28 protein-coding genes are annotated in these 24,393 nt (G+C 67.5%); 19 read left to right on the forward strand and 9 right to left on the reverse strand.

Annotation, left to right across the window (positions count from 1 at the left end; all coding sequences use genetic code 11):
• The first annotated feature begins 416 nt into the window (after positions 1-416).
• Together IED13_RS27290 and IED13_RS27295 are read left to right on the forward strand one after the other, a co-directional pair.
• Entirely contained in the window at positions 417-2,432 is a 2,016-nt protein-coding gene (locus tag IED13_RS27290) for a M23 family metallopeptidase (RefSeq protein WP_142023435.1), read from the forward strand.
• A gap of 111 nt (positions 2,433-2,543) precedes the next feature.
• Complete coding sequence (locus IED13_RS27295; RefSeq protein WP_191126004.1) at positions 2,544-3,461, forward strand: AEC family transporter; 918 nt, start codon at positions 2,544-2,546, stop codon at positions 3,459-3,461.
• 33 nt (positions 3,462-3,494) lie between these two features.
• Here the strand turns inward: IED13_RS27295 and gluQRS are convergent, their stop codons facing one another.
• Positions 3,495-4,391, reverse strand: coding sequence for a tRNA glutamyl-Q(34) synthetase GluQRS (gene gluQRS / locus IED13_RS27300; RefSeq protein WP_191126005.1), 897 nt, complete (start codon positions 4,389-4,391; stop codon positions 3,495-3,497).
• 98 nt (positions 4,392-4,489) lie between these two features.
• On the opposite strand from gluQRS, the gene IED13_RS27305 reads away from it, so the two are divergent.
• Entirely contained in the window at positions 4,490-5,134 is a 645-nt protein-coding gene (locus tag IED13_RS27305; RefSeq protein ID WP_191126006.1) for a DNA-3-methyladenine glycosylase family protein, read from the forward strand.
• 197 nt (positions 5,135-5,331) lie between these two features.
• On the opposite strand, the gene IED13_RS27310 is transcribed toward IED13_RS27305, so the two are convergent.
• Positions 5,332-6,111 carry an HpcH/HpaI aldolase family protein gene (locus IED13_RS27310; protein ID WP_191126007.1) on the reverse strand — a complete coding sequence of 260 codons (780 nt, stop codon included), beginning with the start codon at positions 6,109-6,111 and terminating at the stop codon, positions 5,332-5,334.
• A gap of 196 nt (positions 6,112-6,307) precedes the next feature.
• Complete coding sequence (locus IED13_RS27315) at positions 6,308-6,631, reverse strand: DUF1476 domain-containing protein (protein ID WP_038358103.1); 324 nt, start codon at positions 6,629-6,631, stop codon at positions 6,308-6,310.
• A gap of 329 nt (positions 6,632-6,960) precedes the next feature.
• On the opposite strand from IED13_RS27315, the gene purC reads away from it, so the two are divergent.
• The 4 genes from purC (at position 6,961) to purQ (ending at position 9,469) form a co-directional block, all read left to right on the forward strand.
• Positions 6,961-7,755: a phosphoribosylaminoimidazolesuccinocarboxamide synthase gene (gene purC / locus IED13_RS27320; RefSeq protein ID WP_038358105.1), complete on the forward strand. Its 795-nt coding sequence runs from the start codon at positions 6,961-6,963 to the stop codon at positions 7,753-7,755.
• 41 nt (positions 7,756-7,796) lie between these two features.
• Complete coding sequence (locus IED13_RS27325; RefSeq protein ID WP_191126008.1) at positions 7,797-8,384, forward strand: hypothetical protein; 588 nt, start codon at positions 7,797-7,799, stop codon at positions 8,382-8,384.
• Positions 8,385-8,530: 146 nt separating this feature from the next.
• Positions 8,531-8,773: a phosphoribosylformylglycinamidine synthase subunit PurS gene (purS, locus tag IED13_RS27330; protein WP_038358108.1), complete on the forward strand. Its 243-nt coding sequence runs from the start codon at positions 8,531-8,533 to the stop codon at positions 8,771-8,773.
• 3 nt (positions 8,774-8,776) lie between these two features.
• Entirely contained in the window at positions 8,777-9,469 is a 693-nt protein-coding gene (purQ, locus tag IED13_RS27335) for a phosphoribosylformylglycinamidine synthase subunit PurQ (RefSeq protein WP_191126009.1), read from the forward strand.
• A 118-nt stretch (positions 9,470-9,587) separates the two neighbouring features.
• Here purQ and IED13_RS27340 read toward each other — a convergent pair whose 3' ends face one another.
• Genes IED13_RS27340 through IED13_RS27350 form a run of 3 tightly spaced genes read right to left on the reverse strand, consistent with a single transcriptional unit; the run spans position 9,588 to position 11,160 of the window.
• Positions 9,588-10,217, reverse strand: coding sequence for a DsbE family thiol:disulfide interchange protein (locus tag IED13_RS27340; protein ID WP_248312799.1), 630 nt, complete (start codon positions 10,215-10,217; stop codon positions 9,588-9,590).
• Positions 10,214-10,402, reverse strand: a complete 189-nt coding sequence (ccmD, locus tag IED13_RS27345) for a heme exporter protein CcmD (protein ID WP_142023442.1) — start codon at positions 10,400-10,402, stop codon at positions 10,214-10,216. Before ccmD ends, IED13_RS27340 begins: the two co-directional genes overlap by 4 nt.
• Complete coding sequence (locus IED13_RS27350; protein ID WP_038358114.1) at positions 10,399-11,160, reverse strand: heme ABC transporter permease; 762 nt, start codon at positions 11,158-11,160, stop codon at positions 10,399-10,401. The genes ccmD and IED13_RS27350 overlap by 4 nt, the downstream gene beginning before the upstream one ends.
• A gap of 294 nt (positions 11,161-11,454) precedes the next feature.
• Between IED13_RS27350 and IED13_RS27355 the strand changes: the two genes are divergently transcribed.
• Positions 11,455-11,691 carry a hypothetical protein gene (locus IED13_RS27355; RefSeq protein ID WP_113254767.1) on the forward strand — a complete coding sequence of 79 codons (237 nt, stop codon included), beginning with the start codon at positions 11,455-11,457 and terminating at the stop codon, positions 11,689-11,691.
• Here IED13_RS27355 and ccmB read toward each other — a convergent pair.
• Positions 11,679-12,347, reverse strand: a complete 669-nt coding sequence (gene ccmB / locus IED13_RS27360) for a heme exporter protein CcmB (RefSeq protein WP_038358118.1) — start codon at positions 12,345-12,347, stop codon at positions 11,679-11,681. The two genes, IED13_RS27355 and ccmB, sit on opposite strands and share 13 nt — an antisense overlap.
• A complete protein-coding gene (ccmA, locus tag IED13_RS27365; RefSeq protein WP_404801914.1) occupies positions 12,344-12,880 on the reverse strand; it encodes a heme ABC exporter ATP-binding protein CcmA in 537 nt (178 codons plus the stop codon). Before ccmA ends, ccmB begins: the two co-directional genes overlap by 4 nt.
• 319 nt (positions 12,881-13,199) lie before the next feature.
• On the opposite strand from ccmA, the gene acnA reads away from it, so the two are divergent.
• The 11 genes from acnA to IED13_RS27420 all read left to right on the forward strand — a co-directional run bounded on the left by acnA (position 13,200) and on the right by IED13_RS27420 (position 23,740).
• The gene (gene acnA / locus IED13_RS27370; RefSeq protein ID WP_112764838.1) at positions 13,200-15,899 is read left to right on the forward strand and encodes an aconitate hydratase AcnA; all 2,700 of its coding nucleotides are present in this window, start codon (positions 13,200-13,202) and stop codon (positions 15,897-15,899) included.
• A gap of 234 nt (positions 15,900-16,133) precedes the next feature.
• Complete coding sequence (locus tag IED13_RS27375; protein WP_038358122.1) at positions 16,134-16,415, forward strand: acyl carrier protein; 282 nt, start codon at positions 16,134-16,136, stop codon at positions 16,413-16,415.
• A gap of 130 nt (positions 16,416-16,545) precedes the next feature.
• Entirely contained in the window at positions 16,546-17,010 is a 465-nt protein-coding gene (locus tag IED13_RS27380; RefSeq protein WP_191126010.1) for a 3-hydroxyacyl-ACP dehydratase FabZ family protein, read from the forward strand.
• Positions 17,007-18,155 carry a beta-ketoacyl-ACP synthase gene (locus IED13_RS27385; RefSeq protein ID WP_404801915.1) on the forward strand — a complete coding sequence of 383 codons (1,149 nt, stop codon included), beginning with the start codon at positions 17,007-17,009 and terminating at the stop codon, positions 18,153-18,155. Before IED13_RS27380 ends, IED13_RS27385 begins: the two co-directional genes overlap by 4 nt.
• 12 nt (positions 18,156-18,167) lie before the next feature.
• The gene (locus IED13_RS27390) at positions 18,168-19,448 is read left to right on the forward strand and encodes a beta-ketoacyl-ACP synthase (RefSeq protein ID WP_113254770.1); all 1,281 of its coding nucleotides are present in this window, start codon (positions 18,168-18,170) and stop codon (positions 19,446-19,448) included.
• On the forward strand, positions 19,445-20,191 hold the full coding sequence (locus IED13_RS27395) for an SDR family NAD(P)-dependent oxidoreductase (protein ID WP_191126011.1): 747 nt from the start codon (positions 19,445-19,447) through the stop codon (positions 20,189-20,191). Before IED13_RS27390 ends, IED13_RS27395 begins: the two co-directional genes overlap by 4 nt.
• Before the next feature lie 56 nt (positions 20,192-20,247).
• Positions 20,248-20,496, forward strand: a complete 249-nt coding sequence (locus IED13_RS27400; RefSeq protein ID WP_191126012.1) for a CopG family ribbon-helix-helix protein — start codon at positions 20,248-20,250, stop codon at positions 20,494-20,496.
• Positions 20,493-20,777, forward strand: a complete 285-nt coding sequence (locus IED13_RS27405; protein ID WP_191126013.1) for a type II toxin-antitoxin system RelE/ParE family toxin — start codon at positions 20,493-20,495, stop codon at positions 20,775-20,777. Before IED13_RS27400 ends, IED13_RS27405 begins: the two co-directional genes overlap by 4 nt.
• 16 nt (positions 20,778-20,793) lie before the next feature.
• Complete coding sequence (locus IED13_RS27410; RefSeq protein ID WP_191126014.1) at positions 20,794-21,816, forward strand: zinc-binding dehydrogenase; 1,023 nt, start codon at positions 20,794-20,796, stop codon at positions 21,814-21,816.
• Between the two features lie 111 nt (positions 21,817-21,927).
• The gene (locus IED13_RS27415; RefSeq protein ID WP_113254774.1) at positions 21,928-22,908 is read left to right on the forward strand and encodes a lipid A biosynthesis lauroyl acyltransferase; all 981 of its coding nucleotides are present in this window, start codon (positions 21,928-21,930) and stop codon (positions 22,906-22,908) included.
• Positions 22,909-22,972: 64 nt separating this feature from the next.
• Positions 22,973-23,740, forward strand: a complete 768-nt coding sequence (locus IED13_RS27420; protein WP_166652912.1) for a DUF1223 domain-containing protein — start codon at positions 22,973-22,975, stop codon at positions 23,738-23,740.
• A gap of 31 nt (positions 23,741-23,771) precedes the next feature.
• Here the strand turns inward: IED13_RS27420 and IED13_RS27425 are convergent.
• On the reverse strand, positions 23,772-24,393 hold a 622-nt coding region (locus tag IED13_RS27425; protein ID WP_210323779.1), incomplete at its 5' end, for a TPM domain-containing protein.

Raw genomic sequence — 24,393 nt, forward strand, 5'->3', positions numbered from 1 at the left:
CGACAGAACTTCACCCGGCGAACCGGCCTCAGCCCCAGCGTCCTTAGGAAGCGCAGAAGAGGCGCCGCTCAGCGGCGGCGCCGTCTCGATGGGCGGTTTATAGGCGGGACCCCCGAGACATGTCAACACGCTCGATGAACTTTTTTTGACGGACCTGTTCGATTTCCTGGGAACGCCCCCTCCCGGCCCTGCGCATCTTTTTTATTTGGTACGCGCGCGTTGTGCGTGAGCGCATTGCGCGCGCGTAGACCTCTGGTTTCGCAAAACAGCCGCATTCCGCCGGCACAGGGGCGGACGGCACGGCGGATTGATTCCGGCTGCCGACACGGGCATGTTCTCGGGACACCTTCGTTCAGAGCGCGCTCAAGACCGCCTCGCTCCGGCGGGGTTCGCGATCAAGGTCAAGACAGCACACGATGAACGCCCATCCCGAGTTCGCCCAACCGGTCGAGCCGCTTGCCCCCGAGGCAGCGGCTTTGCTGGTCGATCTCGGGATCGAGCCGCCCATTCTCCCGGTCGATTCGCGCCAGCAGCCGCTCGATCGGCGCGGTGTGTCGCTGCGCTGGCTTTTCGCCTGCGCGCTCGTCGGCTCCTGCGGCGCGGCGCTGCTCGGCGCGGCGATCCTGGTCGCGATGCGCGGCGACACCAGCTATCCCGAGCAGCCCGAGATGGTCGCGGTACGTGCCTCCTCGGCGGCGGGGGATGGCGGCGGCGCCCGCAAGGCCGACAAGCTCGTCGCCGATCAGCCGGTTCTCGCGGCGCGCCACACGATGCGCGCGCCGATGTCGCAACGTGTCGGAGACCGCGAGGTCATCCGCGTCAGGCCCTTCGTGCGGCTCGCCACCAACCTGTCGCTGACCACCGGCGTCTATGCCACCAACATCCCGCCCTTCAACCCGTTGCGGCTCTTCGCCGAGGGCGGCCAGCCGGACGAGCGCTATGCCGAGCCGGCGCAGGACACCGCCGACGCCGACGTCACCATCGTCAAGCGTGACCTCGCCGACATCGTCATTCCGCCGGGCAAGCCGCAGCTCGGCGACAGCGAGGTCGTGTCGCAGATCGAGGAGGAGCGCGCCAACGTCGCCTCCGGCCGCCAGCGCGCCCTGCCGATCCCGCCGCAGCTCATGCTGAGCCGCACCTTGACCGGGGCGGCCCCCGTCAATGGCGACATCCTCGGCTATGCGCCCGCGACCGATACGCGCTTTTCGGGCATCGAGGTCCGCGTCGTTCCCGAGAACGTCACCAATGCGCCCAAGACCCCGATCCCGGCCTCGCGCGAGCCGGAGGTCGAGGACAAGCTGGTGATGGCCAAGCGCGGCGAGAATTTCGAGCAGGTGATGCGCGGCGTCGGCGCCCAGCCGGAGCAGATCCGGACCATGATCACCGCCTTCGGCGGCAAGGTGAAGACCGCGCCCCTGCCCGACGGGCAGGTCCTGCAGGTGCTCTATGCGCCGGGACCGGGCGCGGGCGACGCGCGCCAGATCATGCGCGTCTCGCTGCTCACCAACGGCCAGCCGGACGGCATCATCGCGATGAACGACAAGGGCGCCTTCGTTGCCGTCAACATCCCGGAGGCGGCCACGCCCCAGCGCGGCGAGCGGCGCAATGTCGAGAGCGAGGAGGAAGACGAGGATTCCGGCGGCGCCCGGCTCTATGAGAGCCTCTACGAGACGGCGGCCCGCCACGACCTGCCCCGGCCGCTCGTCGACGATCTCGTGCGCATCTTCTCCTATGATCTCGATTTCCAGCAGCGCATCCATGGCGGCGACAATCTGGAAGTGATCTACACCGAGGAAGAGGAAGGCGAGCGGTCCGAGATCCTCTCCGCCAGCCTCACCGTCAACGGCGAGACCCGCCGCGTCTATCGCTACCAGTCGCCGGAAGACGGGCTGATCGATTATTTCGACGATGACGGCAAATCGCTGAAGAAGTTCCTGCTGCGCAAGCCGGTCGCGGAAGGCGAGCTGCGCTCCGGCTTCGGCATGCGCTACCACCCGATCATGCGCTATTCGAAGATGCATACCGGCATCGACTGGGCCAACCGCATCGGCACGCCGATCCTCGCCGCCGGCAACGGCACGGTGCTCAAGGCCGGCTGGTCCTCGGGCTATGGCAAGCACACCGAGATCCAGCACGCCAACGGCTATGTCACGACCTATTCGCACCAGTCGAACTTCGCCCCCGGCATCGTGCCGGGGGCCAAGGTCCGCCAGGGCCAGGTCATCGGCTACATCGGCACCACCGGCCTCTCCACCGGCCCGCATCTGCATTACGAGGTGCTGGTCAACGGCAATTTCGTGAACCCGCTCAAGATTCGCGTGCCGCGCGGGCGCGAGCTGCAGGGCCCAACGCTGGCCGAGTTCAAGCGCCAGCGCGACGAGGTCCGCGGATTGATCGAGAAGGCGGGCGGCACCGTCGCACAGTTGCGCTGAACGCATGGCGCGCCGGCGAAACGCGGCGCGCTCTGCTTTCGGCAGTTGACATGAGCCGATAAAGGCGACACCGCGAAACGGCTTCCTGTCCTCGCGGCGTGACCCTGACCCATGCTCGCTTCCCTGCTTGTCGTCCTGCCCGTCTTCGGGCTGATCGGACTGGGCTATTTCGCCCGGTGGACGAAGCTCCTGCGCGAGACGACCGGCGAGGGCCTCTCCGACTTCGTCTTCGTCCTCGCCGTGCCCTGCCTGCTCTTCCGCACCTTGGCTAAGGCGGATATCCCGGCGACCCAGCCCTGGGGCTACTGGATCGCCTATTTCGCCGGGCTCGCCGTGGTCTGGGCTCTGGCGATGCTGATCGCCAGCCGCTTCTTCGCCCGGAAAGGGCCTGAGCTGGTCGTGTCCGGCTTCGCCGCCGCGCAGTCGAACACGGTCTTCGTCGGCGTCCCGATGATCCTGAAGGCCTATGGCGATGCCGGCGCCGTGCCGCTCGGCCTGCTTCTGGCCGTCCATCTGCCGGTGACGATGACGGTCGCGACCCTGCTGGCCGAAGGACGCACGGCCTCGATTCCGCTCCTGATCAAGCGCCTCTTCACCCATCCGATCATCATCGGCATCATCCTCGGCTCGATCGTGCGCCCCTTCGTGGCGCAGATACCGGAGCCCTTCTGGACGCTGGTCGATCTGCTGGCCGGTGCGGCCGTGCCCTGCGCGCTGATCAGCCTCGGCATCGCCATGCGCCGCTACGGGCTGGAATCGGGCCTCGCTTTGCCGACCGTGCTCAGCGGCCTCAAGCTCGGCCTCCATCCGCTGCTGGTCTACTGGCTCGCGACCCGGATCTTCGAGATGCCGGCGCACTGGTCCGGCGTCGCCGTGCTCTTTGCCGCCTGCCCCTGCGGGATCAACGCCTATCTCTTCGCCGAGCGCTATCGGCAGGGCGTGGCCGACGCCTCGAGCGCGATCACCCTGTCCACCTTGCTGTCGCTCTTCACTACGGCCGCCTGGCTGACCTTTCTCGGCGTCGGGTAGCCCCACGCGGCGAGCCCGCCCGCATTCCGATTGTCAGGCAAAACCCAGCCTCTGCCTGATCGCGGCGGCGGTGACGCCTTGCGCCCGCAACTCCGCCAGGCTTTCGGAGGCGCGACTTTTGGCGAGCTTGCGGCCGTCGGCGTCGATCAGCAATGCGTGGAAATGATAGAGCGGCGTCGGCAGGCCGAGCAGGCGCTGCAGCACGACATGAACGTCCGTCGCAGCCTCGAGATCCCGGCCGCGCACGACATGGCTGACGCCCTGCAAGGCGTCATCGGTGACGACCGCGAGATGATAGCTCGTCGGCACGTCCTTGCGCGCGAGCACGACATCGCCCCAGCGAGCAGGCTGCGCCGGCACGAAGCAGCGGCGGCCTGCCTCATCGAACAGCTCGTAGCCCAGGCCATCCCCGGCTTGTGCCAGGGCCCGCGCCATGTCGAGGCGTAGCACATGCGGCTCGCCGGTAGCGATCCGATGCTCCGCTTCCGCCTTGTCGAGCCCCTTGCAAAAACCGGGATAGAGCGGCGCGCCGTCCGGATCGACCGGCCAGGATTTCCCGTTTTCGGCCTCGCACGCAGCCACCGCCGCCTTGATCTCCTGCCGCGAGCAGAAACAGGGGTACACCAGCCCTCGGGCCTGCAGAGACGCAAGCGCCCGCCCGTAATCGTCGAAATGCTCGGATTGTCGTCGCACCGACCCTTCGAAGCAGATACCGAGCCAATCCAGATCCGCGAGGATGCCATCGACGAATTCCGGCCGGCAGCGGATCAGGTCGATATCCTCGATCCGCAGCAGGAGCCGCCCGCCGAAGCGCCGCGCCAGCGCCTCATTGCTCAGGGCCGACAGGGCATGGCCGAGATGCAAGCGCCCGTTCGGGCTCGGCGCGAAGCGGAAAACGGGCTGCCGGGAATCGGGTGGATATGCGGCCATCGGTTCGATCTTAGGCTATGCCGTTCTAGAAGAGCCACCCGCCGGGGCCAAGTCGCTGCTGACGGGAAGCGTCCTGCCTGCCAGCCATCCTGAAGCCCATGACCGAACGAATCACCTGCAACGCCGATCTCGAAGAAGGCATGGCCGCGCTCGCCGCGCTGCATCCGCATTGGCGCGCCATCATCGACCGCACCGGCCTGCCGCCGCTCCGGCTGCGCGAGGGCGGGCTGACCGGGCTTGCCGGCATCATCGTCTCCCAGCAATTGTCCGTGGCGAGCGCGCGGGCGGTCTGGAACCGCTTCGAGAGCGTCTTCGTGCCGCTGACGCCCGAGCGCCTGCTGGCCGCGACCGATGACGACATGCGCCTCTCGGGGCTGTCCCGGCCGAAGCAGCGCACGCTGCTGGCGCTGGCGGCGGCGCTGACCGAAAAGCGTCTCACCTTCGAGGCGCTCGAAGGCATGAGCCCCGAGGAGGTCCATGCCGAGATGACCGCGATCTCCGGCATCGGCCCCTGGACCGCGGATGTCTATCTGCTGTTCTGCCTCGGCCATCGCGACGGCTTCGCCGCCGGCGACCTCGCGATCCAGGAGGCGGCCCGCCATGCCTTCGCCCTCACGGCCAGGCCGAAACCTGCCGAGCTCGCGGCGATGGCGGAGGCCTGGCGGCCCTGGCGCGGCGTCGCCGCGCGCCTGCTCTGGGCCTATTACGCCGTGCTGAAGCGGCGCGAAGGCATCAACGCTTAGGGTATGCCGCTTTTCGAAGGGGAGCGCGGTTCACCCCGGACAGAGCCCTTGGGTCCGATCTTCGATCGGCTCAAGGATAAACTCCGCGAAGACCCAGGACCCGTGCCCGACGCCCTATCGAAGGCGCTCCGGCATGGATCCCGGGTCAAGCCCGGGATGCCCGCCTGGTTCCGTCGAAAACCGACAAGCCCTGAAGATCAGCTGCGCGCGACCTTCAGCGCTGCCTGAGCCCCGGCGCGCAGCATCCCGCTGTCGCTCATCACCGTGACCATGCGCGCGCCCATGGCGAGGCCGGCCTTGGCGCGCTCGGCGGTCCCGGCATAGAGCGCCACCGGCTTGTTCACCGCCGAGGCCCGGGCCACGACATGCTTCAGCGCCTCGTCCACCTCGCGCGCGGCCGCGTCGACCCTCGCACCGCCGAACAGGGCGATCGAAAGGTCCGAGGGGCCCACGAAGAGCGCATCGATCCCCTCCAACGCCAGGATGTCGTCGACGATCGCCATCGCCTCGCGCGTCTCGATCATGGCGAAGGTCATGGAGAAGCCATTGGCCTGCCTGAGATAGCTGTTCTGGTCGAGACCGGAGGCGCCAAGCCCGCCATAGCTGCCCCAGCTGCGCTCGCCGAGCGGCGGATATTTGGAGTAGGCGGCGAAGCGGCGCGCATCATCCATGGTGTTGATCATCGGCGCGATCACCCCGGAGACGCCGGAATCGAACAGCTTCGAGACGTTCTGGAACTCGCCGACCGGGATGCGGGCGATCGCCGGCTTGCCGGCCGCATTGATCAGCGGGATCGCGCGGATGACCTCGCCGAGCGTGATCGGCCCATGCTGCATGTCGAGCGTGACCGCATCGAAATCCTCCTGCGCGAGAATGGCGGAGACCGACGGGTCGGGCAGGCCGCACCAGGCCGAGACGACGGTCCCGCCTTTCGCGAAGCGATCGGCGAGGGAGGACAGGACGGTGGGCTTGGCCATGATGGGGAGATCCGTTTGGAAGCCCGCTCTCGACGAATGGCGGGCGTCTGCAAGGTGGACCGGCGGCGCCCCAAAAAGCAAACGGGCGCCCATGCGCCCGTTTCAATCTCGCCTTGCGTAAACCGGGAGGCGGCCAGGCATCGGCCCGAAAAGCGGAACGCGGTTTTCGGAAATGCCGATGCAGGATCAAAGAGCTCTAGCGCCCGGCCTGGATCTCCTCGGCCGCCTGGATCAGCAGCTCGGCCATCACCCGGCGGATCTCCGTCTCCGGCACGGCGACATCGCCCAACGTGAAATCGTTCTTCACCTTGCGCAGCACGTCCTCCTCGCCGGCCTCCTCGAAATCGGCCACGACGACCGCCTTGGCATAGGCGTCCGCCTCGGCGCCGCTCTTGCCCAGCTTCTCCGCCGCCCAGAGTCCGAGCAGCTTGTTGCGCCGTGCGGTAGCCTTGAAGCGCAGCTCCTCGTCATGGGCAAACTTGTTCTCGAAGGCGTCCTTGCGCTGGTCGAAGGTCGTCATGCGGCGTCGGGCTCCTGTGCGGGGCTTGAGATGGCGTCGTCGTCCCTCATATAGGGCGGCGGCCCGGCAAGAGCCAGTCTCGGCCGCGGGCGAGGACGCTTTTAAGGGCTTTCAGCCATCCGGCAGCGGGGCCGGAGGCGATTTGTTGCGTTTGCGGGCGAGACACTCCATATAGCAGGCGCATGGCGCCCTTCGGCGCGAAGCGAGAAACCGGCTCGACGCCGGTCCGCGATCCCCGACGGATCGCCTGGACCGGGGCGAACCGGCCGACACGATCAGGGGCCAAGATCCCGCCGCGACAGTCATCGCGTCCAGTGAAGGGCCGACCTTTGGATTTCCTCAAGCCACGGTACATCCCCATGAATCGCCGCCGTCGCATCTACGAAGGCAAGGCGAAGGTCCTCTATGAGGGGCCGGAGCCCGGTACGCTGATCCAACATTTCAAGGACGACGCCACCGCCTTCAATGCGAAGAAACACGAGGTGATCGACGGCAAGGGCGTGCTCAACAACCGCATCTCCGAGCACATCTTCTCGAACCTCAACGACATCGGCGTTCCCACGCATTTCATCCGCCGGCTGAACATGCGCGAGCAGCTCATCCGCGAGGTCGAGATCATCCCGCTCGAGATCTGCGTGCGCAATGTCGCCGCCGGCTCTCTCTCGACCCGCCTCGGCCTCGAGGAAGGCACGCAGCTCCCGCGCTCGATCATCGAGTTCTATTACAAGAACGACGCGCTGAACGATCCGATGGTCTCGGAAGAGCACATCACCGCCTTCGGCTGGGCGACGCCGCAGGAGATCGACGACATCATGGCGCTCGCCATCCGCGTCAACGACTTCCTCTCCGGCCTCTTCCTCGGCGCCGGCATCCGCCTCGTCGACTTCAAGATGGAGACGGGCCGCCTCTGGGAAGGCGAGATGATGCGCATCGTCGTCGCCGACGAGATCAGCCCCGATTCCTGCCGCCTCTGGGACATCAAGTCGAAGGACAAGATGGACAAGGATCGCTTCCGCCGCGACATGGGCGGCCTGATCGAAGCCTATTCGGAAGTCGCCCGGCGCCTCGGCATTCTCGGCGAGAACGAAAACCCCGGCCAGAGCGGCCCGCGCCTCGTGCAGTGAGCGCCGTCACCCGGCCACAATCGCAGACGAAGCGGGAGCGCATGCGCTCCCGTTTTCATGTCGCGCCCCTGTTCCTCGCGGCGAGCCTCCTGCTCGGCGGCTGCGCCGACCAGTACGGCGCCGGCATCGCCGAATTGCCGGCATCGGCCGGCTGGCACCGTCTGCCGATCGGCTCCTGGGTGCTGAATGACGGGCTCGAAGCCCGCGCGATGGTGTTCTGCCCGCGCGACGCCTGCCCCCGCCAGGGCTTTGCCGCCGTCATTTCCTTCGAGGGCGCCGAGGCCCGCCGCATGGAGCAGGCGCTCTCGGAAAATCCGGCCGAACTCGCCCGCTCCTTCGCGCGGCTCAAGGCCGAGAAGGCGGCTGCCAAGGCAGCCGAACAGCGCAAATCCGGCAAGAAGCCTCAAAAGCCGGCACCGGAACGCAGCGTGACCGACTATGCGCGCTTCGATACCGCCGATGCCAAGGGCGTCCTCGTCACGATCCGCGCCAAGGATGCGCCCTCCCGGCAAGGCGTCACGGCAATCCTCTACGCCCGCGAGAACGACCGCCTCGTCGTCGCGCTCGCAGTCAGCGACGAGGCCGAGGCGGCCAAGCGCGAGGCGCAAGCCGCCTGGCACAGCCGCTGATTCACGTGAAACCGCCGGAAACGGCTGAGCCCGCCCCGATTCGCACAGAACCAGCAAGCTGAGCATGCCCTGATCGCAAAAGTGGTTTCCACTTTTGCGGAACATGCTCTAAGGCACCCGCAAACAGCCCGCGCTCGGAGAATGCCATGAAAGCCCGCGTCACCGTCACCCTGAAGACCGGCGTGCTCGATCCGCAGGGCAAGGCGATCGAGGGCGCGCTGAAGTCGCTCGGCATCGACGGCGTCGGCTCGGTGCGTCAGGGCAAGGTCTTCGACATCGAGCTTGCGACCGCAGACAAGGCCGCCGCCGAGGCGGCACTCAAGGCCGCCTGCGAAAAGCTCCTCGCCAACACCGTGATCGAGAACTACCGCGTCGAGATCGGAGCCTGACCGATGAAAGCCGCCGTCATCACCTTTCCGGGCTCCAACCGTGACGGCGACGTCGCCAAGGCGCTGAAGCAGGCCGGTGCCACCGTCAGCCATGTCTGGCATGCCGATACCGAACTGCCTGGTGGGACCGATCTCGTCGTGCTGCCGGGCGGCTTCTCCTATGGCGACTATCTGCGCACCGGCGCCATCGCCGGCCGCGCCCATATCATGGACGCCACCCGCGCCCATGCTGCGCGCGGCGGCTATGTGCTGGGCATCTGCAACGGCTTCCAGATCGCCTGCGAGGCGGGGCTGCTGCCCGGTATCCTCGTGCGCAACGCCCATCTGAAATTCGTCTGCAAGCGCCAGCACCTCACGGTCGAGCGCAACGACACGCCCTATACAAGCGCCTATGCCAAGGGTCAGGCCATCGACGTCTGCATCGCCCATGGCGAGGGCAACTACATCGCCGACCCCGAGACGCTGGCCCGCCTCGAAGGCGAGGGCCTCGTCGCCTTCCGCTATGCCGATGCGCAGGGCCAGGTCACGGCCGAGGCGAACCCGAACGGCTCGCTCAACAACATCGCCGGCATCTATTCGCAGGGCTTCAACGTGCTCGGCCTGATGCCGCACCCGGAAAACCTGATCGATTCGCTGGTCGGCGGCACCGATGGGCGCGGCCTGTTCGAGAGCCTCGTCGCGGCCAAGGCGGCCTGAAACCAGCGCCACAAGCCGTCATTCTCGGGCGAAGCGAAGCGCAGACCCGAGAATCTCACGACAAGAAGGCGCCGGTCGAAGAGATGCTCGGGTCAAGCCCGAGCATGACGGCTGTTCGTCAGCTTCCCTTCAGCGCGCGCTGGAGCAGCCTCGCCGCCGCCGCCTGATCCAGCGGGCCGACATGCTTGTCGAGGATGCGCCCGTCCGGGCCGATCAGGAAAGTCTCCGGCACACCGTAGACGCCCCACTCGATCGCGGCGCGGCCGCCCTTGTCGGCGCCCACCGCCGAAAAAGGGTTGCCGAGCGCGCCGAGGAAGCGGCGAGCATTCTCGGCCTCGTCCTTGTAGTTCATCCCCACCAGCGCGACCTTGCCCTGCTTCACCGCATCCGTCTGCGACAGGCCGACGAGCACGGGATGCTCGACCTTGCAGGGCGCGCACCAGCTCGCGAAGACGTTGACCAGCGTCGCCCGGCCCTGGCCCAGATCGGCATTGCCGAAAGCCGGGACCGGCTGGCCGCCCCGCGCCAGACCCTCGACCGGCGTCAGCGCGATCGCCGGCGCGGTCTTGCCGATCAGTGCCGAGGGCACGCGGCTCGCATCGCCGGAGAACAGCCCGATCCCGAAGATGATGGCGAGGCCGCCGAACAGGATCAGCGGCACCAGGAACAGGAGCGGCGAACGGCGGCGCGGCGCAGCCTCGCCTTCCATCGTCGTCTTCGCCTGCTGTTCGGTGCCCGCCGAACTCATGCCGCCTCTCCACCCTGGCGGCGGCGCCCGGCACCGCGCTGCTCCAGCGCGGCGAGAGCCCGCTTCTGCGCGCGGTGATCGCGGATGATCGAGAGCGTCAGCCCGGTGAGGACGACGACGACCGCCGCATAGGCGGCGAGGATGAAGCCGGCATGCGGCCCGAGGCTCGTGGCCAGCGCGGTCATGCCGGCGCTCCCTGCGCCGACAGCCGGTCGAGCCGTTCGGCCTCGAGGATCGTCAGGGTGCGCACGCGCCGGCGCATGATCTCGGCGCGCATCGCCAGCATGTGCAGCGTCAGCGCGAAGAGCGTGAAACCCAAGGCTAGGATCAGCAGCGGCCAGAGCATGGAGCCATCGATGGTCGAGCCGCCCATGCGGAAGACCGAGGCCGGCTGGTGCAGCGTGTTCCACCAATCGACCGAGAACTTGATGATCGGCACGTTGACGAAGCCGATCAGCGTCAGGATCGCGACCGCCCGCCCCGCCCGCGAGGGATCGTCGAGCACGCGCCAGAGCGCGATGATCCCGAGATAGACCAGGAACAGGATCAGGACCGAGGTCAGCCGGGCATCCCACACCCAGTAGGTGCCCCACATCGGCTTGCCCCAGAGCGCCCCGGTGACTAGGCAGACCAGCGCGAAGCAGGCGCCGATCGGCGCCGCCGCCTTCTGCGCGACATCGGCGAGCGGGTGGCGCCAGACCAGCGTGCCCAGCGCCGAGACAGCCATCATCGCGTAGAACATCATGGCGAGCCAGGCCGCCGGCACATGCACGAACATGATGCGGATGGTCTCGCCCTGCTGGTAATCGGGCGGCGCCACGAACCAGGCGAGATAGAAGCCGACGACCAGCAGCAGCGCCGACACCCCCGCGAGCCACGGCAGCAGCGCGGAAGACAAGCGCATGAAGCGCGTCGGGTTGGCGAGGTCGATCAGGCTGGCCATGTCATCTGCAAACGGTGCCATCGGGCACGGGCGCCGCAGCAATAGCAATCCCGGCCCCGTCACGGCAATGCGCCGCAGCCTCGCTGCGACATCACGAAGCTGCTGGCGCACGAATCAGGCAGTCCCGAGGCAAGCCCTTCGAAGGCTTGATCTTTTCCGATTTTGGCTCGAAAGGCGCCGTTGCGTCAACCGCGTGCCCCACGGTATCACATTGAATATATTACAGATTCAGAACTCTCCGCTTGCGGGGAGAGCGCTCGCATTCTACCGTCGGGAACCGATGGGGGGACCACCATGGAAATGCGTTTGTCCGACGCGGTCCAGCGCGAGGTCGAGCTTGCGATTCGCTCGAAAGCGAGCCAGTCGCTCGTCGTAGACGTCTACGCGACGGCCGAGGAAATCCAGCGCGAGCACGATGTCGGCGGCATCGGCCTCGATGCCATCGCCGACACGGTCGCGCGGCTTGCGGCGCAATGCGGCTGCGCCGTGGAGCTCGACCACCACGGCCGCGGCGCCGCTCACTCTGGCTGACGCAGCGCGGCTGCCGCCGCCAGCGTCCCGACCACGATCGCCGCCAGCGACAGCGCGACCAGGATCAGGAACGGCGTGCGGAACGGCACCGTTCCGCCGAGCGCCGCATTCGCGGCCGAGACCCCGAAGATCAGCACGGGAATCGTCAGCGGCGCCACCAGCACCGGCACGATCAGCCCGCCGCGCCTGAGGCTCGCCGCCAGTGCCGCGCCGGCCGCGCCGATGAAGCTGAGCGCCGGCGTGCCGACCAGCAGCGTGGCGAAGAGCGGCAACACCGCCTCGCCCGGCAGGGCGACGAGGAGCCCGAGCAGAGGCGAGACGAGCGCCAGCGGCAGGCCCGTGGTCAGCCAATGCGCCAGCCCCTTGGCCAGAACCGCCCCTTCGAGCGGCAGCGACGAAGCCCGCATCAGCTCGAGCGAGCCATCCTCCTCGTCGCTCTGGAACAGCCGGTCGAGCCCGATCAGCACGGAAAGCAGCGCCCCGAGCCACAGGATCGCCGGGCCGATCCGCGACAGCAGGTTGAGGTCCGGCCCGAGCGCGAAGGGAACCAGCACGACAAGCGTCAGGAAGAAGACGAGCGCGAGTTCGCCGCCGCCGCCGGCACGCGCCGCCAGCGCCAGATCGCGTTTCAGGATGGCGATGAAGGCGCGTCTCACGGCCCGATCCTGAGTTCGCGCGCCGCGTCCAACCCGAGCGGCCCATGCGTCGCGGCAAGAATCGCGCCGCCCATCAGCAGATGCGCGCGCATCAGCCCGGTGAGCATGGCCTGCGAGGCGGTATCGAGCGCCGCCATCGGCTCGTCGAGCAGCCAATAGGGGCGCCGCGACACCAGAAGCCGCGCCAGCGCCACCCGGCGCCGCTGGCCGGCGGAGAGGTAGCCGACCGGCAAGGTGGCGACATGGGCGAGCCCGACGGCCTCCAGCGCCGCCTCGGGCGACGCCGCCGGACTGCCGAGCAGATCCTGCGCGAAGGCGAGATTCTCCCGCGCCGTCAGCGCCGTCTTCAACCCGTCGCGGTGGCCGACGAGGTGGCTGAGCTCGGGAAGTTCCGCCTCATCCGCCCCCTCGATGCGGATGCTGCCGCCATCGGGCCGCAACCGTCCGCACAGCATGGCGATGAGGCTCGACTTGCCGGCGCCGTTGCGGCCGGTCAGCGCCAGAGCCTCGCCATTGCCGAGCGACAGGCTCACGCCATCAAAAATCAGCCTGCCACCGCGGCGACAGGCGAGATTCTCGACGCGGAGGCGCGAATCCTGGAACGGAGTTTGCGTCAAGGCAGCAATGCCGCCGATGCATTCGACCACATTTCGTTCATGTAGCGCGCTTCTTGGAATTGCTCTATAGAACCCGCGGCTACGCCGCACGCCGATCCGGCGCGGGGCCCGGGCACTCCCGGGGCGGCGCGCGCGCCACGCGCATTAGGCCTTCGAACGGCAGCGTCCGCAAGGGCAGAAACCCTTGGAGACTTGCCGGTCGCGACCGCAACCCCTTGATCAGGATATTGCCCGCATGGCTTCGCTCGATTCATTCAAGGCCCGCAAGACACTCGATGTCGGCGGCAAGAGCTACACCTATTATTCCCTGCCCGACGCCGAGAAGAACGGCCTGCCCGGCATCTCGAAGCTGCCCTTCTCGATGAAGGTGCTGCTCGAGAACCTGCTGCGCAACGAGGACGGCCGCTCGGTGACGAAGGCCGATATCGAGAACTTCGTCGGCTGGCTCGACGACAAGGGCAAGGCCGGCAAGGAGATCGGCTTCCGCCCCGCCCGCGTGCTGATGCAGGACTTCACCGGCGTGCCGGCGGTGGTCGACCTCGCCGCGATGCGCGACGGCGTCAAGGCGCTCGGCGGCGACGCCCAGAAGATCAACCCGCTCGTTCCCGTCGACCTCGTCATCGACCATTCGGTGATCGTCGACGAGTTCGGCACGCCCAAGGCGCTCGCCCAGAACGTCGAGCTCGAATACGAGCGCAATGCGGAGCGCTACAAGTTCCTCAAATGGGGCCAGGGCGCTTTCGACAATTTCCGCGTCGTCCCGCCCGGCACCGGCATCTGCCACCAGGTCAATCTCGAATACCTCGCCCAGACCGTCTGGACCCGTAGCGAGACCATCGACGGCACCGAGGTCGAGGTCGCCTATCCCGACACCGTCGTCGGCACCGATTCGCACACCACCATGGTCAACGGCCTCGCCGTGCTCGGCTGGGGTGTCGGCGGCATCGAGGCGGAGGCCGCCATGCTCGGCCAGCCGCAGTCGATGCTGCTGCCGGAGGTCATCGGCTTCAAGCTGACCGGCGCGCTCAAGGAAGGCATCACCGCGACCGACCTCGTGCTCACCGTCACCCAGATGCTGCGCAAGAAGGGCGTCGTCGGCAAATTCGTCGAGTTCTTCGGCCCCGGCCTCTACAACCTGACGCTGGCCGACCGCGCCACGATCGCCAATATGGGCCCGGAATACGGCGCGACCTGCGGCTTCTTCCCGGTCGATGCCGAGACGCTGGACTATCTCACCACCACCGGCCGCAAGGCGGAGCGCATCGCGCTGGTCGATGCCTACAGCAAGGCTCAAGGGCTCTTCGCCACCCGCGAGACGGCCGATCCGGTCTTCACCGACACGCTGGAGCTCGATCTCTCGACGGTCCAGCCCTCGATGGCCGGCCCGAAGCGCCCCGAGGGCCGCGTCGACCTCTCCGCCGTCAAGGCCGGCTTCGCCGCCGCCATGGAGAGCGACTACAAGAAGGGCGGCGAGCTTTCGCGCCGCGTTGAGGTCGAGGGCGAGGATTTCGATCTCGGCCATGGCGACGTCGTCATCGCCGCCATCACCTCCTGCACCAACACCTCGAACCCTTCGGTGCTGATGGCGGCTGGCCTGCTCGCCCGCAATGCGGTCGCCAAGGGCCTCAAGGTCAAGCCTTGGGTGAAGACCTCGCTGGCGCCCGGCTCGCAGGTCGTCGCCGAATATCTGGCCAAGTCCGGCCTGCAGACCGACCTCGACAAGCTCGGCTTCAACCTGGTCGGCTTCGGCTGCACCACCTGCATCGGCAATTCCGGCCCGCTGCCGGCGCCAATCTCGAAGACGATCAACGACAAGGGCCTGATCGCGGGCGCCGTCATCTCCGGCAACCGCAACTTCGAAGGCCGCGTCTCGCCGGACGTGCAGGCGAACTACCTGGCTTCGCCGCCGCTGGTCGTCGCCTATGCGCTGGCCGGCTCGGTCCAGATGGACCTGACCACGCAGCCGCTCGGCCAGGGCTCTGACGGCAAGGACGTCTATCTCAAGGACATCTGGCCCTCCAACAAGGAGATCCAGAGCTTCATCCAGCAGAACGTCACCCGCGCGATCTTCGAGGCGAAGTACGCCGACGTCTTCAAGGGCGACGCGCACTGGCAGGCGGTGAACGCTCCCCAGAGCGAAACCTATGCTTGGGATGACGATTCGACCTATGTGCAGAACCCGCCCTATTTCCAGGGCATGCACCAGAAGCCGGACGCGATCGGCGACATCAAGGGCGCCCGCATCCTCGGCCTCTTCGGCGACAAGATCACCACCGACCACATTTCTCCGGCCGGTTCGATCAAAGCGGCCTCCCCGGCCGGGGCCTATCTGACCGAGCATGGCGTCGCGGTCGCCGACTTCAACCAGTACGGCACGCGCCGCGGCAACCATGAGGTGATGATGCGGGGCACCTTCGCCAATATCCGCATCCGCAACCACATGCTCGGCCCGAACGGGCGCGAGGGCGGCTACACCATCCACTACCCGTCGAAGGAAGAGCTGCCGATCTACGACGCCGCGATGAAGTACAAGCAGGAGAAGGTGCCGCTGGTGATCTTCGCCGGCGTCGAGTACGGCAACGGCTCCTCGCGCGACTGGGCGGCGAAGGGCACCAACCTCCTCGGCGTCAAGGCGGTGATCGCCCAGAGCTTCGAGCGCATCCACCGCTCGAACCTCGTCGGCATGGGTGTCGTGCCCTTCACCCTGCAGGAGGGCACGAGCTGGGCCTCGCTCGACCTGAAGGGCGATGAGATGGTCACCATCCACGGGCTGGCCAACGTCAAGCCGCGCCAGATGATGGAAGCCGAGATCACCTATGCCGACGGCACGGTGAAGAAGGTGCCGATCCTCTGCCGCATCGATACGCTGGACGAGATCGACTACTTCAAGAACGCCGGCATCCTGCAATACGTGCTGCGCGGGCTCGCCGCGTAAGCATCCTGGCAGCGAAGGTCGTGTTTCCGGCACGGCCTTCGGTGACCAAAACGTCACAACGCGGCCGGCGCAAGCCGGCCGTGCTCGTATCGGGACCCATCCCAGTTGTCCTCGCGCCCGGCGCGGTGTAAGGGGGCCGGTCAGTCATCCTCGGCGGAGACTTGGGGCAGGCGCAGGGATCATCCCGCGCTCGGACGTCGTCCGCCGACATCCTTTCAAGACGGGAGCACCCGCATGTCCGCCACGTTCGAGACGGTCGCCGGCATCATTTCGGAAACCTGCGATATTCCGCGTGAGAAGATCACGCCGCAGAGCCATGCCATCGACGATCTCGGCATCGACTCGCTCGCCTTCCTCGACATCGCCTTCGCGATCGACAAGGCCTTCGGCATCAAGCTGCCGCTCGAGCAGTGGACGCAGGAGGTCAATGAGGGCAAGGCCCCGGCAGAGCAGTATTTCGTGCTCGAGAACCTCTGCAAGCGCATCGACGACCTCGTCGCCGCCAAGAAGGCGTAACGCCTGCGCGGGGGCTGCCGGACTTGAGCCGGCGCCCCGCTCCCGATAGAGCATAGGCCGCTGAACGGATCAGACCGATCCGCACAGCGGCCGCGCGCCGTTCTGGCGTGCCCAGCTGGTCAAGGATCGCATGCGCCTCGAATATTTCGACATGATCGACAGGGTCGTTTCCTTCGATCCGTCGCTGCAGCGCATCGTCACGCGCTCCACCGTCCCGGCCGAAAGCCCGGTCTTCGAGGGCCATTTCCCCGGCCACCCGCTCGTTCCTGGCGTGCTGCTGACCGAGACCATGGCCCAGGCCTCGGGCTATCTGCTGCTCGGCCTCAACGGTCTCAGCCAGATGCCCTTCCTGATGACCGTGGACAAGGCGCGCTTCCGCAGCTTCGTCGAGCCCAACGCCGAGCTGGAAGCCAGCGCCGAGCTCGTGATCGAGGGTTCCGGCTATGCCGCGACGAAGGCGAAGCTGACGAGCAACGGCAAGCCGATCTGCGATGCGGAGCTGCGCTTCCGCCTGATGCCCTTCCCCGCCGATATGCGCGCCCTCATGCAGAGCCGCATCGAAGCCATCGGCCTGAAGCCGGAGCCTGCTCCATGAGCGATATGACGATGAACCGCCGGGACGTGGTCATCACCGGCATCGGCATCGCCTCCAGCCTCGGCGAAGGCGTCGAGGTCCATGCCGCGGCGCTCGCCGCCGGCGGCCCGCCGACCGTCGACACCGAGAACTTCAAGCCCTATCCGGTCCATCCGCTCCTCGCGCTGGAGCTCGACCGGCAGATCCCGAAGAAATCCGACCAGCGCCAGATGGAGCCCTGGCAGCGCCTCGGCGTCTATGCCGCCGGCCTCGCCCTCGACTCCGCCGGGATCAAGGAGGATGCCGAGGCCAAGAGCGCGCTGCAGGTCATCGTCGCCGCCGGCGGCGGCGAGCGCGACCATGCGGTGGATTCCGCCATCCTCACGGGATTGCGCGGCGCCAACGAGCCCGGCACCTATCTCAACGAGCACCTGATGGGCGATCTGCGCCCCACGCTCTTCCTCGCCCAGCTCTCCAACCTGCTCGCCGGCAACATCGCCATCGTCCATGGCGTCACCGGTCCCTCGCGTACCTTCATGGGCGAGGAGCAGGCCGGCGTCGACGCCATCCGCACCGCCCATGCCCGCATCGCTTCCGGCCAGTCCGACCTGATGCTGGTCGGCGGCGCCTATAATGCCGAGCGCCGCGACATGCTGCTGCTCTTCGAGCTCGGCGGCTATCTGCGCCAGGGCAGCTTCGCCCCCGTCTTCGCGCGCGAAGAGGCTCCGGGCCTGATCACCGGCAGCGCCGGCGCCTTCCTCGTCCTCGAATCGGCCGAGCGTGCCGCCGCACGCGGCGCCAAGGTCTACGCCAAGCTCAGCCATGCCGGCGCGACGCGCAGCCGCCGCGCGCCCGGCACGGTCGAGTCGGCCCTGGCCGGCCTCGTCGGTGGCTTCGGCCCGCTCGGCGCCGATGCGCTCGCCATTTCGGCAGCGACAGGCTGCGCCGGCATCACGGCCGAAGAAGCCAACGCGCTCGCGAAGGCCGCGCCATCGGCGAAGCGGATCGCGGCGGGCGATCTCGTCGGCCATGGCGTCGAGGCCGCATTTCCGGTCTCCGTCGCCCTCGCGGCCATCGCCTTGTCGGCCGGGCAGGCGAAGGAGGCGGTCGTCACCGGCGCCGGCCATTGGCGCGGCGAAGGCGCCGCGCATCTGGTTCAAGCGTGAGAGGTTGAAGCCATGACCACGCATCGTGATGCCAAGGGCCGCCCGATCGTCGCCGTCACCGGGCTCGGCGTCGTCACCTCGCTCGGCCAGGGCAAGGAGACGAATTGGAAGGCGCTGACGGCCGGCCAATCCGGCATCCACCGCATCGAGCGCTTCCCGACCGAGGGCTTGCGCACCACGATCGGTGGCACCGTCGATTTCCTGTTCGACGAGCCCTTCACTGCCCCCCAGCTCTCCGAGAAGCTGGCGACGCTGGCGGCGGAAGAAGCCGTCACCCAGAGCGGGCTCGGCACCTCCGGCGATTTTCCGGGCGAGCTCTTCATGGCCGTCCCGCCGGTCGAGATGGAATGGCCGCAGAAGCAGGAGATGGCTCAGGCCATCGAAGGCGACGTCGATTACGACGGGCTGCTGCGCGCGGCCGAGACCGGCAAGTTCCGCGCGATGCACGAGCTTTTCGTCTTCGGCGGCGTCGCCGATCATATCGCCGACCGCTTCGGAACCAAGGGCTCGCCGATCTCCCTCTCGACCGCCTGTTCCTCCGGCGCGACCGCGATCCAGATGGGCGTCGAGGCGATCCGCCGCGGCGACACCGAGGCCGCGCTCTGCATCGGCACCGACGGCTCGATCCATGCCGAGGCGCTGATCCGCTTCTCGCTGCTCTCCGCCCTCTCGACCCAGAACGATCCGCCGGAAGGCGCGGCCAAGCCCTTCTCGAAGAACCGGGACGGCTTCGTCATGGGCGAGGGCGCCGGTGCGCTGGTGCTGGAGGATTACGACCACGCGCTGGCGCGCGGCGCGACCATCCTCGGCATCGTCGCCGGCTGCGGTGAGCGCGGCGACGGCTTCCACCGCACCCGCTCGAGCCCGGACGGCAAGCCGGCGATCCTCGCCATGCAGGACGCGCTGGCCGATGCCGGGCTGACGCCCGACGACGTCGACTACATCAACGCCCACGGCACCTCGACGCCGGAGAACGACAAGATGGAGGCGATGAGCTGCGCCGCCGTCTTCGGCGAGCGCATGGCGAGCCTGCCGATCTCCTCGAACAAGTCGATGATCGGCCATACGCTGACGGCGGCCGGCGCCGTCGAGGCGGTGATCTCGTTCCTGACCATCGCCAACGGCAAGATTCCGCCGACGATCAACTATGCCAATCCGGACCCGGCGATCACGCTCGATGTCGTGCCGAACACCGCTCGCGACGCGAAGGTGCGCACCATCATCTCCAATTCCTTCGGCTTCGGCGGCCAGAACACCTGCCTCGTGCTGACGGCGCCTCCGGAGGCCGCATGACCAAGATTCTGGTAACGGGCGGCGCCAAGGGTGTCGGCGCCGCGATCGTGCGCGCGCTCGTCGCGGCCGGTCACGATGTCGATTTCACCTTCCGCTCCTCCGCCGATCAGGCGAAGGCGCTGGCCGGGGAGATCGCCGCCGCCCATCCCGGCCGCGCGGTCAGCGCCCTGTCGCTCGACCTCTCCGACAAGGCCGCGCTCGACGCCTTCTGCGAGGAGCGCGAGGGCGAGAGCTATTTCGGCCTCGTCCACAATGCCGGCCAGCCCTATGATTCGCTGGCCGCGATGATCGTGCAGGACAAGGCGGAAGCCGCGATGCAGGTCAATTTCTGGGCCTTCACCCGCCTCGCCAAGAGCCTGATGCGCAACATGATCCGCGCCAAGGCCGGCCGCATCGTCGCCATCGGCTCGGTCGCGGCGCTGCGCGGCAATCCCGGCAACGCCGCCTATGCCGCCTCCAAGGGCGCCTTGATCTCCTATGCCAAGACGCTCGCTGTCGAGACCGGCAAACGCGGCGTCACGGTCAACGTGATCGCGCCGGGCTTCGTCGACACCGACATGATGGCGCCCTACGCCGCCTATCGCGACAAGATGCAGGCGCAGATTCCGGCCGGACGCTTCGCGAAGCCCGAGGAGGTCGCCGGCCTCGCCGCCTTCCTGATGAGCGAGCCCGCCGCCTATATCAGCGGCACGGTCCTGCCGATCGACGGCGGCCTGACGGCGCAGCTCGGCGTTCACCGCTGATATCGACCGATAGGGCTGTTCATGTTAAGGTTCATCCTGAACCGGAGTGAACCGACATGACGGCAGCCTTCACCATCCGCCTCGACGACGAGGTGCTGGCCAAGCTCGACGCGTTGGCGGCCGACATCGACCGCTCGCGGAGCTGGCTCGCCACCAAGGCGATCGAGACCTATGTCGAGCTGAACGCTTGGCAGGTGGAGCAGATCAAGGCCGGCCTGGCCGAGGCGGACCGGGGCGAGTTCGTCACCGAGGCTGATCTTGATGCGATCGAGGCCGAGATACAGGCCAAGATCGACCGGCAATGAGGATCGTCTGGACGCCAAGAACGCAGCGCAATCTGCGCGACGCGGCACGCTACCTGACGCAATTCAATCCGTTTGCCGCGCTATCCATGATCCGTACGATTCGAGCCGCGCCGATGCAACTTCTCCACCACCCGGCCAGCGGCCGGCCTGGGCGCATCGAAGGTACGCGCGAGCTCCTCGTTCCCGGAACCTCATACATCCTGCCTTATCGCGTGCGCGGCGACGCTGTCGAAATCCTCTCCGTGATCCACACCTCCCGGCAATGGCCGGACCAGATCTGAAAGACGTCGAATCCTCATGCGCTCCCTCCAGCTCCATGGTGACCGCGATCTCCGTCTCGAGGAGATCGAGCCGCCGCCGCCGCCCGCTCCGGGCGAGGTGCAGATCCGCATCAAGGCCGTGGGCTTGAACTATCTCGACCTCTGGGGCTTCCGAGGCATGGCCTTCGCCAAGCGCAAGATGCCGCAGGCGGCGGGCGTCGAGGCCGCAGGCGAGATCGTCTGCGTCGGCGAGGGCGTGACCGGCTTCGCCCCCGGCGACACCGTCACCGCCTATGGCGCCGACACCTGCGGCCAGTGCAAGGCCTGCCGCGAGGGCCGCGACAATCTCTGCGAGAACGTCGCCGGCATCATGGGCTTCCATATCGACGGCTTCGCGCGCGAATTGCTGAACCGCCCGGCGCGCCTGACGATCAAGGCGCCGAAGGGCGTCTCCTTCGAGGACGCGGCCTGCGCGCCGATCGGCTTCGGCACGGTCCAGCACATGCTGTTCGACAATGCGAAGCTGGAGCCCGGCGAGTCGGTCCTCGTCCATGCCGGCGGCTCCGGCATCGGCACCGCCGCGATCCTGATGGCGAAGGCGATCGGCTGCACGGTCTACACCACGGTCGGCGACGACGAGAAGGGCGCCAAGGCCAAGGCGCTCGGTGCCGACCACGTCATCAACTACCGCGAGGATCGCTTCGAGGGCGTCGTCCGCAAGCTCACCGGCCGCAAGGGCGTCGATGTCGTCTTCGAGCATGTTGGAGCCGACACCTGGAACGGCTCGCTGCTCTGCCTGAAGCGCGGCGGCCGGCTCGTCACCTGCGGCGCGACCTCCGGCCCCTCGGCGACGATCAACCTGATGCAGCTCTTCCAGCAGCAATACCGCATCACCGGCTCCTTCGGCTGCCGCATCGAGAACATCGCGCAATCGCTGGAGAAGATGGCGGGCGGCATGAAACCGGTGATCGACTCGGTCTTCCCGCTCGCCGAATTCGAGAAAGGCCTCGACCGGATCGAAGGGCGCAAGGTCTTCGGCAAGGTCGTCATCGCCTTCTGAGCAGGGCTTCCGGCCCCGCCGGAGACTTGACGCCAGCGCATTCCTGCCCCAGATCGCGCCTTCAAGGCCCGGTCTTGCTCTCGGCACGGGCGGGATAGGGCTGGCAGGACATTGAGACGGATCAAGGCTTTCGCCGCGCGAATCGGCGCGGCGGTGATGATCGGCGTGATCCGCACGCTGTTTGCGGGCTTGCGCCTGCTGGGGCCGGAGCGCTCCAGCGACCTCGGCGGCTGGCTGCTCAGGACCGCGAGCCCGCTCATCCCGGTCAACCGGGTCGCGCTCGCCAATATCCGCGCCGCCTTCCCGGAGAAGGACGAGGCCGAAATCAAGCGCATCGCCCGCGCCGCCTGGGAGAATCTCGGCCGCACCGCCGCCGAATACGCGCATCTCAAGACGCTGTTCGATTACGACTACCATAACCCCGATCCCAACTCGCGCGTCGAGGTCGTCGGCATCGAGCATTTCATCGCGCTCAAGGACGACGAGAAGCCAGGCCTGATCTTCTCGGCCCATCTCGCCAATTGGGAGCTGCCGGCGATCTGCGCGGCGGCTTATGATCTCGAAACCACCGCCGTCTTCCGCGCGCCCAACGATCCCGCGATCGCAGCCGTGGTCCACGAGATCCGTTCCGGCGCCATGGGTGGGCTCGCGGCGGCGAAGCAGGGCGCAGCCTTCGCCATGCAGGGCGTGCTGGAGAAGGGCGGCCATCTGGGCATGCTGATCGACCAGCATTTCACCCGCGGCGTCGTGGTGCCGTTCTTCAGCCGCCCGGCGCTGACCAACCCGATCATGGGCAAATTCGCCAAGCGCTTCGAATGCCCGGTGCATGGCGTGCGCGTCATCCGCCTGCCGAAGCAGCGCTTCCGCCTCGAACTGACGCCGCCGCTCGACCTGCCGCGCGATGCGCAGGGCGAGATCGACGTCCAGGGCGCCATGGCGATGATGACGGCGGTGGTCGAAGGCTGGGTGCGCGAAAATCCCGAGCAGTGGCTCTGGATGCACCGCCGCTGGCGGCCCAACATGATTTCGGCCGCGGCGCTGGCGGAATTCGATCACACCCGCGCGACGACGCCTGTTTTCAAGGCAACGTGATTTCCAAATGAAGGCGAATGAGGGCTTTGGTAACCTCGTCAAAAGAAGTTGTCCGCAGAGTTCGATGATGTCCCCCGGCAAGCGCCTCATTGCTGTGACGATTGCGGCCCTCGCCATGGGCATCGCGACCGTTGACGCGCAGGCGCCCGGCAAGCAGCCGAAGGCGCTGCTTGAGCTGTTCACCAGCCAGGGCTGCTCCTCCTGCCCGCCGGCCGATGCGCTGGTGATCGAGCTCGCGAAGGATCCCGACCTCATCGCCCTGACGCTGCCGGTGACCTATTGGGATTATCTCGGCTGGAAGGACACGCTGGGGAAGGACTCCTTCGCCAAGCGCCAGAAATTCTATGCCAAGGCCCGTGGCGACGGGCAGGTCTATACCCCGCAGGTCGTCGTCAACGGCTCCGGCCATCTGGTCGGCTCCGACAAGGACGAGATCCAGAAGACGATCCGCCAGCTCGCCCCCTCCGGCTTCCCGGTCCGGATCGGGCTCGAGGAGAAGAGCGGCAACCTCGAGATCAAGCTCACGCCCTCGGGCCTGGCGAGCGAGCGAGCAGCCGGCGTCTGGGTCCTGCCGACGACGCGCCTGGCCTCGGTGCCGGTGACGCGCGGCGAGAACCAGGGCAAGACCCTGTCCTATGCGAATGTGGTGCGCGGCATGGTCCGCGTCGGCGACTGGGACGGCAAGGAAACCACGATCACGGCCCCGCTGAGCGCCACCCAGGCGCCGGAGGCGGACGGCTACGTCGTCATCGTCCAGACCGACCAGCCGGGAAAATACGGCATGATGCCGGGGCCGATCCTCGGCGCCGCGCGCGGCAAGACGGCGCCCTGAGCCAGCATCCCGGCTCGGCCGGAGCGCAGCCTCAGAGCAGGATCACCTTGTTCGGCAATTCGTCGACGTCGCCGGGAACCGGCGGGACGTGCTGCGCCAGCACCGCGCCGACCGCATCCACCGCCGCGATGAGGCCTTCTGTCAGCCGGTCATCGCGCGCCGCTGCGAGCAGGGGCTCGATGATGCCATCCCAGGTCTTTTCATCGACCCGCCCGTCGATGCCGGTATCGACGAGGACTTCGGCGTAGCGCTCCTGCAGCGCCACATAGAGCAGCACGCCGGTGCGCCCCTTCGTCCGCGTCAGCCCCCGCGCCGTGAACTCGCGCAGCGCCGCGTCATGGGCCCGGCGCCGCTTGATGAAGCCCGGCACGAAGCGCCCGCCGCGACCGTACCAGAGCAGCACGCCGAGCAGGATGAGGGCGCAGAAGAGCTGGATCATGAAGATGCGCTGCGCGCTCATCGCCGTCAGCGAGATCAGCGGCCAGGGCACCAGCAGCGCGAGCGCCAGCGCCATCACCACCGGAACATTGCGATAGCTCGACGCGGCCCGGTCGATGACGACGACGATCTCGCCGGCCGTGTTCAGCTCGGCGCGGCGCACCGCCTCGGCGATCGCATCCCTGTCGGAGGTATCCATCACCAGCTCCCCGAAG

Source organism: Allobosea spartocytisi, assembly GCF_014764685.1.
GTDB classification, from domain to species: Bacteria; Pseudomonadota; Alphaproteobacteria; order Rhizobiales; family Beijerinckiaceae; genus Allobosea; species Allobosea spartocytisi.

Coding starts and splice junctions, on each gene's coding strand:
- IED13_RS27290 (WP_142023435.1), top strand. CDS start 417: ATGAACGCCCATCCCGAGTTCGCCCAACCGGTCGAGCCGCTTGCCCCC.
- IED13_RS27295 (WP_191126004.1), top strand. CDS start 2,544: ATGCTCGCTTCCCTGCTTGTCGTCCTGCCCGTCTTCGGGCTGATCGGA.
- gluQRS (WP_191126005.1), bottom strand. CDS start 4,391: ATGGCCGCATATCCACCCGATTCCCGGCAGCCCGTTTTCCGCTTCGCG.
- IED13_RS27305 (WP_191126006.1), top strand. CDS start 4,490: ATGACCGAACGAATCACCTGCAACGCCGATCTCGAAGAAGGCATGGCC.
- IED13_RS27310 (WP_191126007.1), bottom strand. CDS start 6,111: ATGGCCAAGCCCACCGTCCTGTCCTCCCTCGCCGATCGCTTCGCGAAA.
- IED13_RS27315 (WP_038358103.1), bottom strand. CDS start 6,631: ATGACGACCTTCGACCAGCGCAAGGACGCCTTCGAGAACAAGTTTGCC.
- IED13_RS27325 (WP_191126008.1), top strand. CDS start 7,797: ATGCGCTCCCGTTTTCATGTCGCGCCCCTGTTCCTCGCGGCGAGCCTC.
- purS (WP_038358108.1), top strand. CDS start 8,531: ATGAAAGCCCGCGTCACCGTCACCCTGAAGACCGGCGTGCTCGATCCG.
- purQ (WP_191126009.1), top strand. CDS start 8,777: ATGAAAGCCGCCGTCATCACCTTTCCGGGCTCCAACCGTGACGGCGAC.
- IED13_RS27340 (WP_248312799.1), bottom strand. CDS start 10,217: ATGAGTTCGGCGGGCACCGAACAGCAGGCGAAGACGACGATGGAAGGC.
- ccmD (WP_142023442.1), bottom strand. CDS start 10,402: ATGACCGCGCTGGCCACGAGCCTCGGGCCGCATGCCGGCTTCATCCTC.
- IED13_RS27350 (WP_038358114.1), bottom strand. CDS start 11,160: ATGGCCAGCCTGATCGACCTCGCCAACCCGACGCGCTTCATGCGCTTG.
- IED13_RS27355 (WP_113254767.1), top strand. CDS start 11,455: ATGGAAATGCGTTTGTCCGACGCGGTCCAGCGCGAGGTCGAGCTTGCG.
- acnA (WP_112764838.1), top strand. CDS start 13,200: ATGGCTTCGCTCGATTCATTCAAGGCCCGCAAGACACTCGATGTCGGC.
- IED13_RS27375 (WP_038358122.1), top strand. CDS start 16,134: ATGTCCGCCACGTTCGAGACGGTCGCCGGCATCATTTCGGAAACCTGC.
- IED13_RS27380 (WP_191126010.1), top strand. CDS start 16,546: ATGCGCCTCGAATATTTCGACATGATCGACAGGGTCGTTTCCTTCGAT.
- IED13_RS27385 (WP_404801915.1), top strand. CDS start 17,007: ATGAGCGATATGACGATGAACCGCCGGGACGTGGTCATCACCGGCATC.
- IED13_RS27390 (WP_113254770.1), top strand. CDS start 18,168: ATGACCACGCATCGTGATGCCAAGGGCCGCCCGATCGTCGCCGTCACC.
- IED13_RS27395 (WP_191126011.1), top strand. CDS start 19,445: ATGACCAAGATTCTGGTAACGGGCGGCGCCAAGGGTGTCGGCGCCGCG.
- IED13_RS27400 (WP_191126012.1), top strand. CDS start 20,248: ATGACGGCAGCCTTCACCATCCGCCTCGACGACGAGGTGCTGGCCAAG.
- IED13_RS27405 (WP_191126013.1), top strand. CDS start 20,493: ATGAGGATCGTCTGGACGCCAAGAACGCAGCGCAATCTGCGCGACGCG.
- IED13_RS27410 (WP_191126014.1), top strand. CDS start 20,794: ATGCGCTCCCTCCAGCTCCATGGTGACCGCGATCTCCGTCTCGAGGAG.
- IED13_RS27420 (WP_166652912.1), top strand. CDS start 22,973: ATGATGTCCCCCGGCAAGCGCCTCATTGCTGTGACGATTGCGGCCCTC.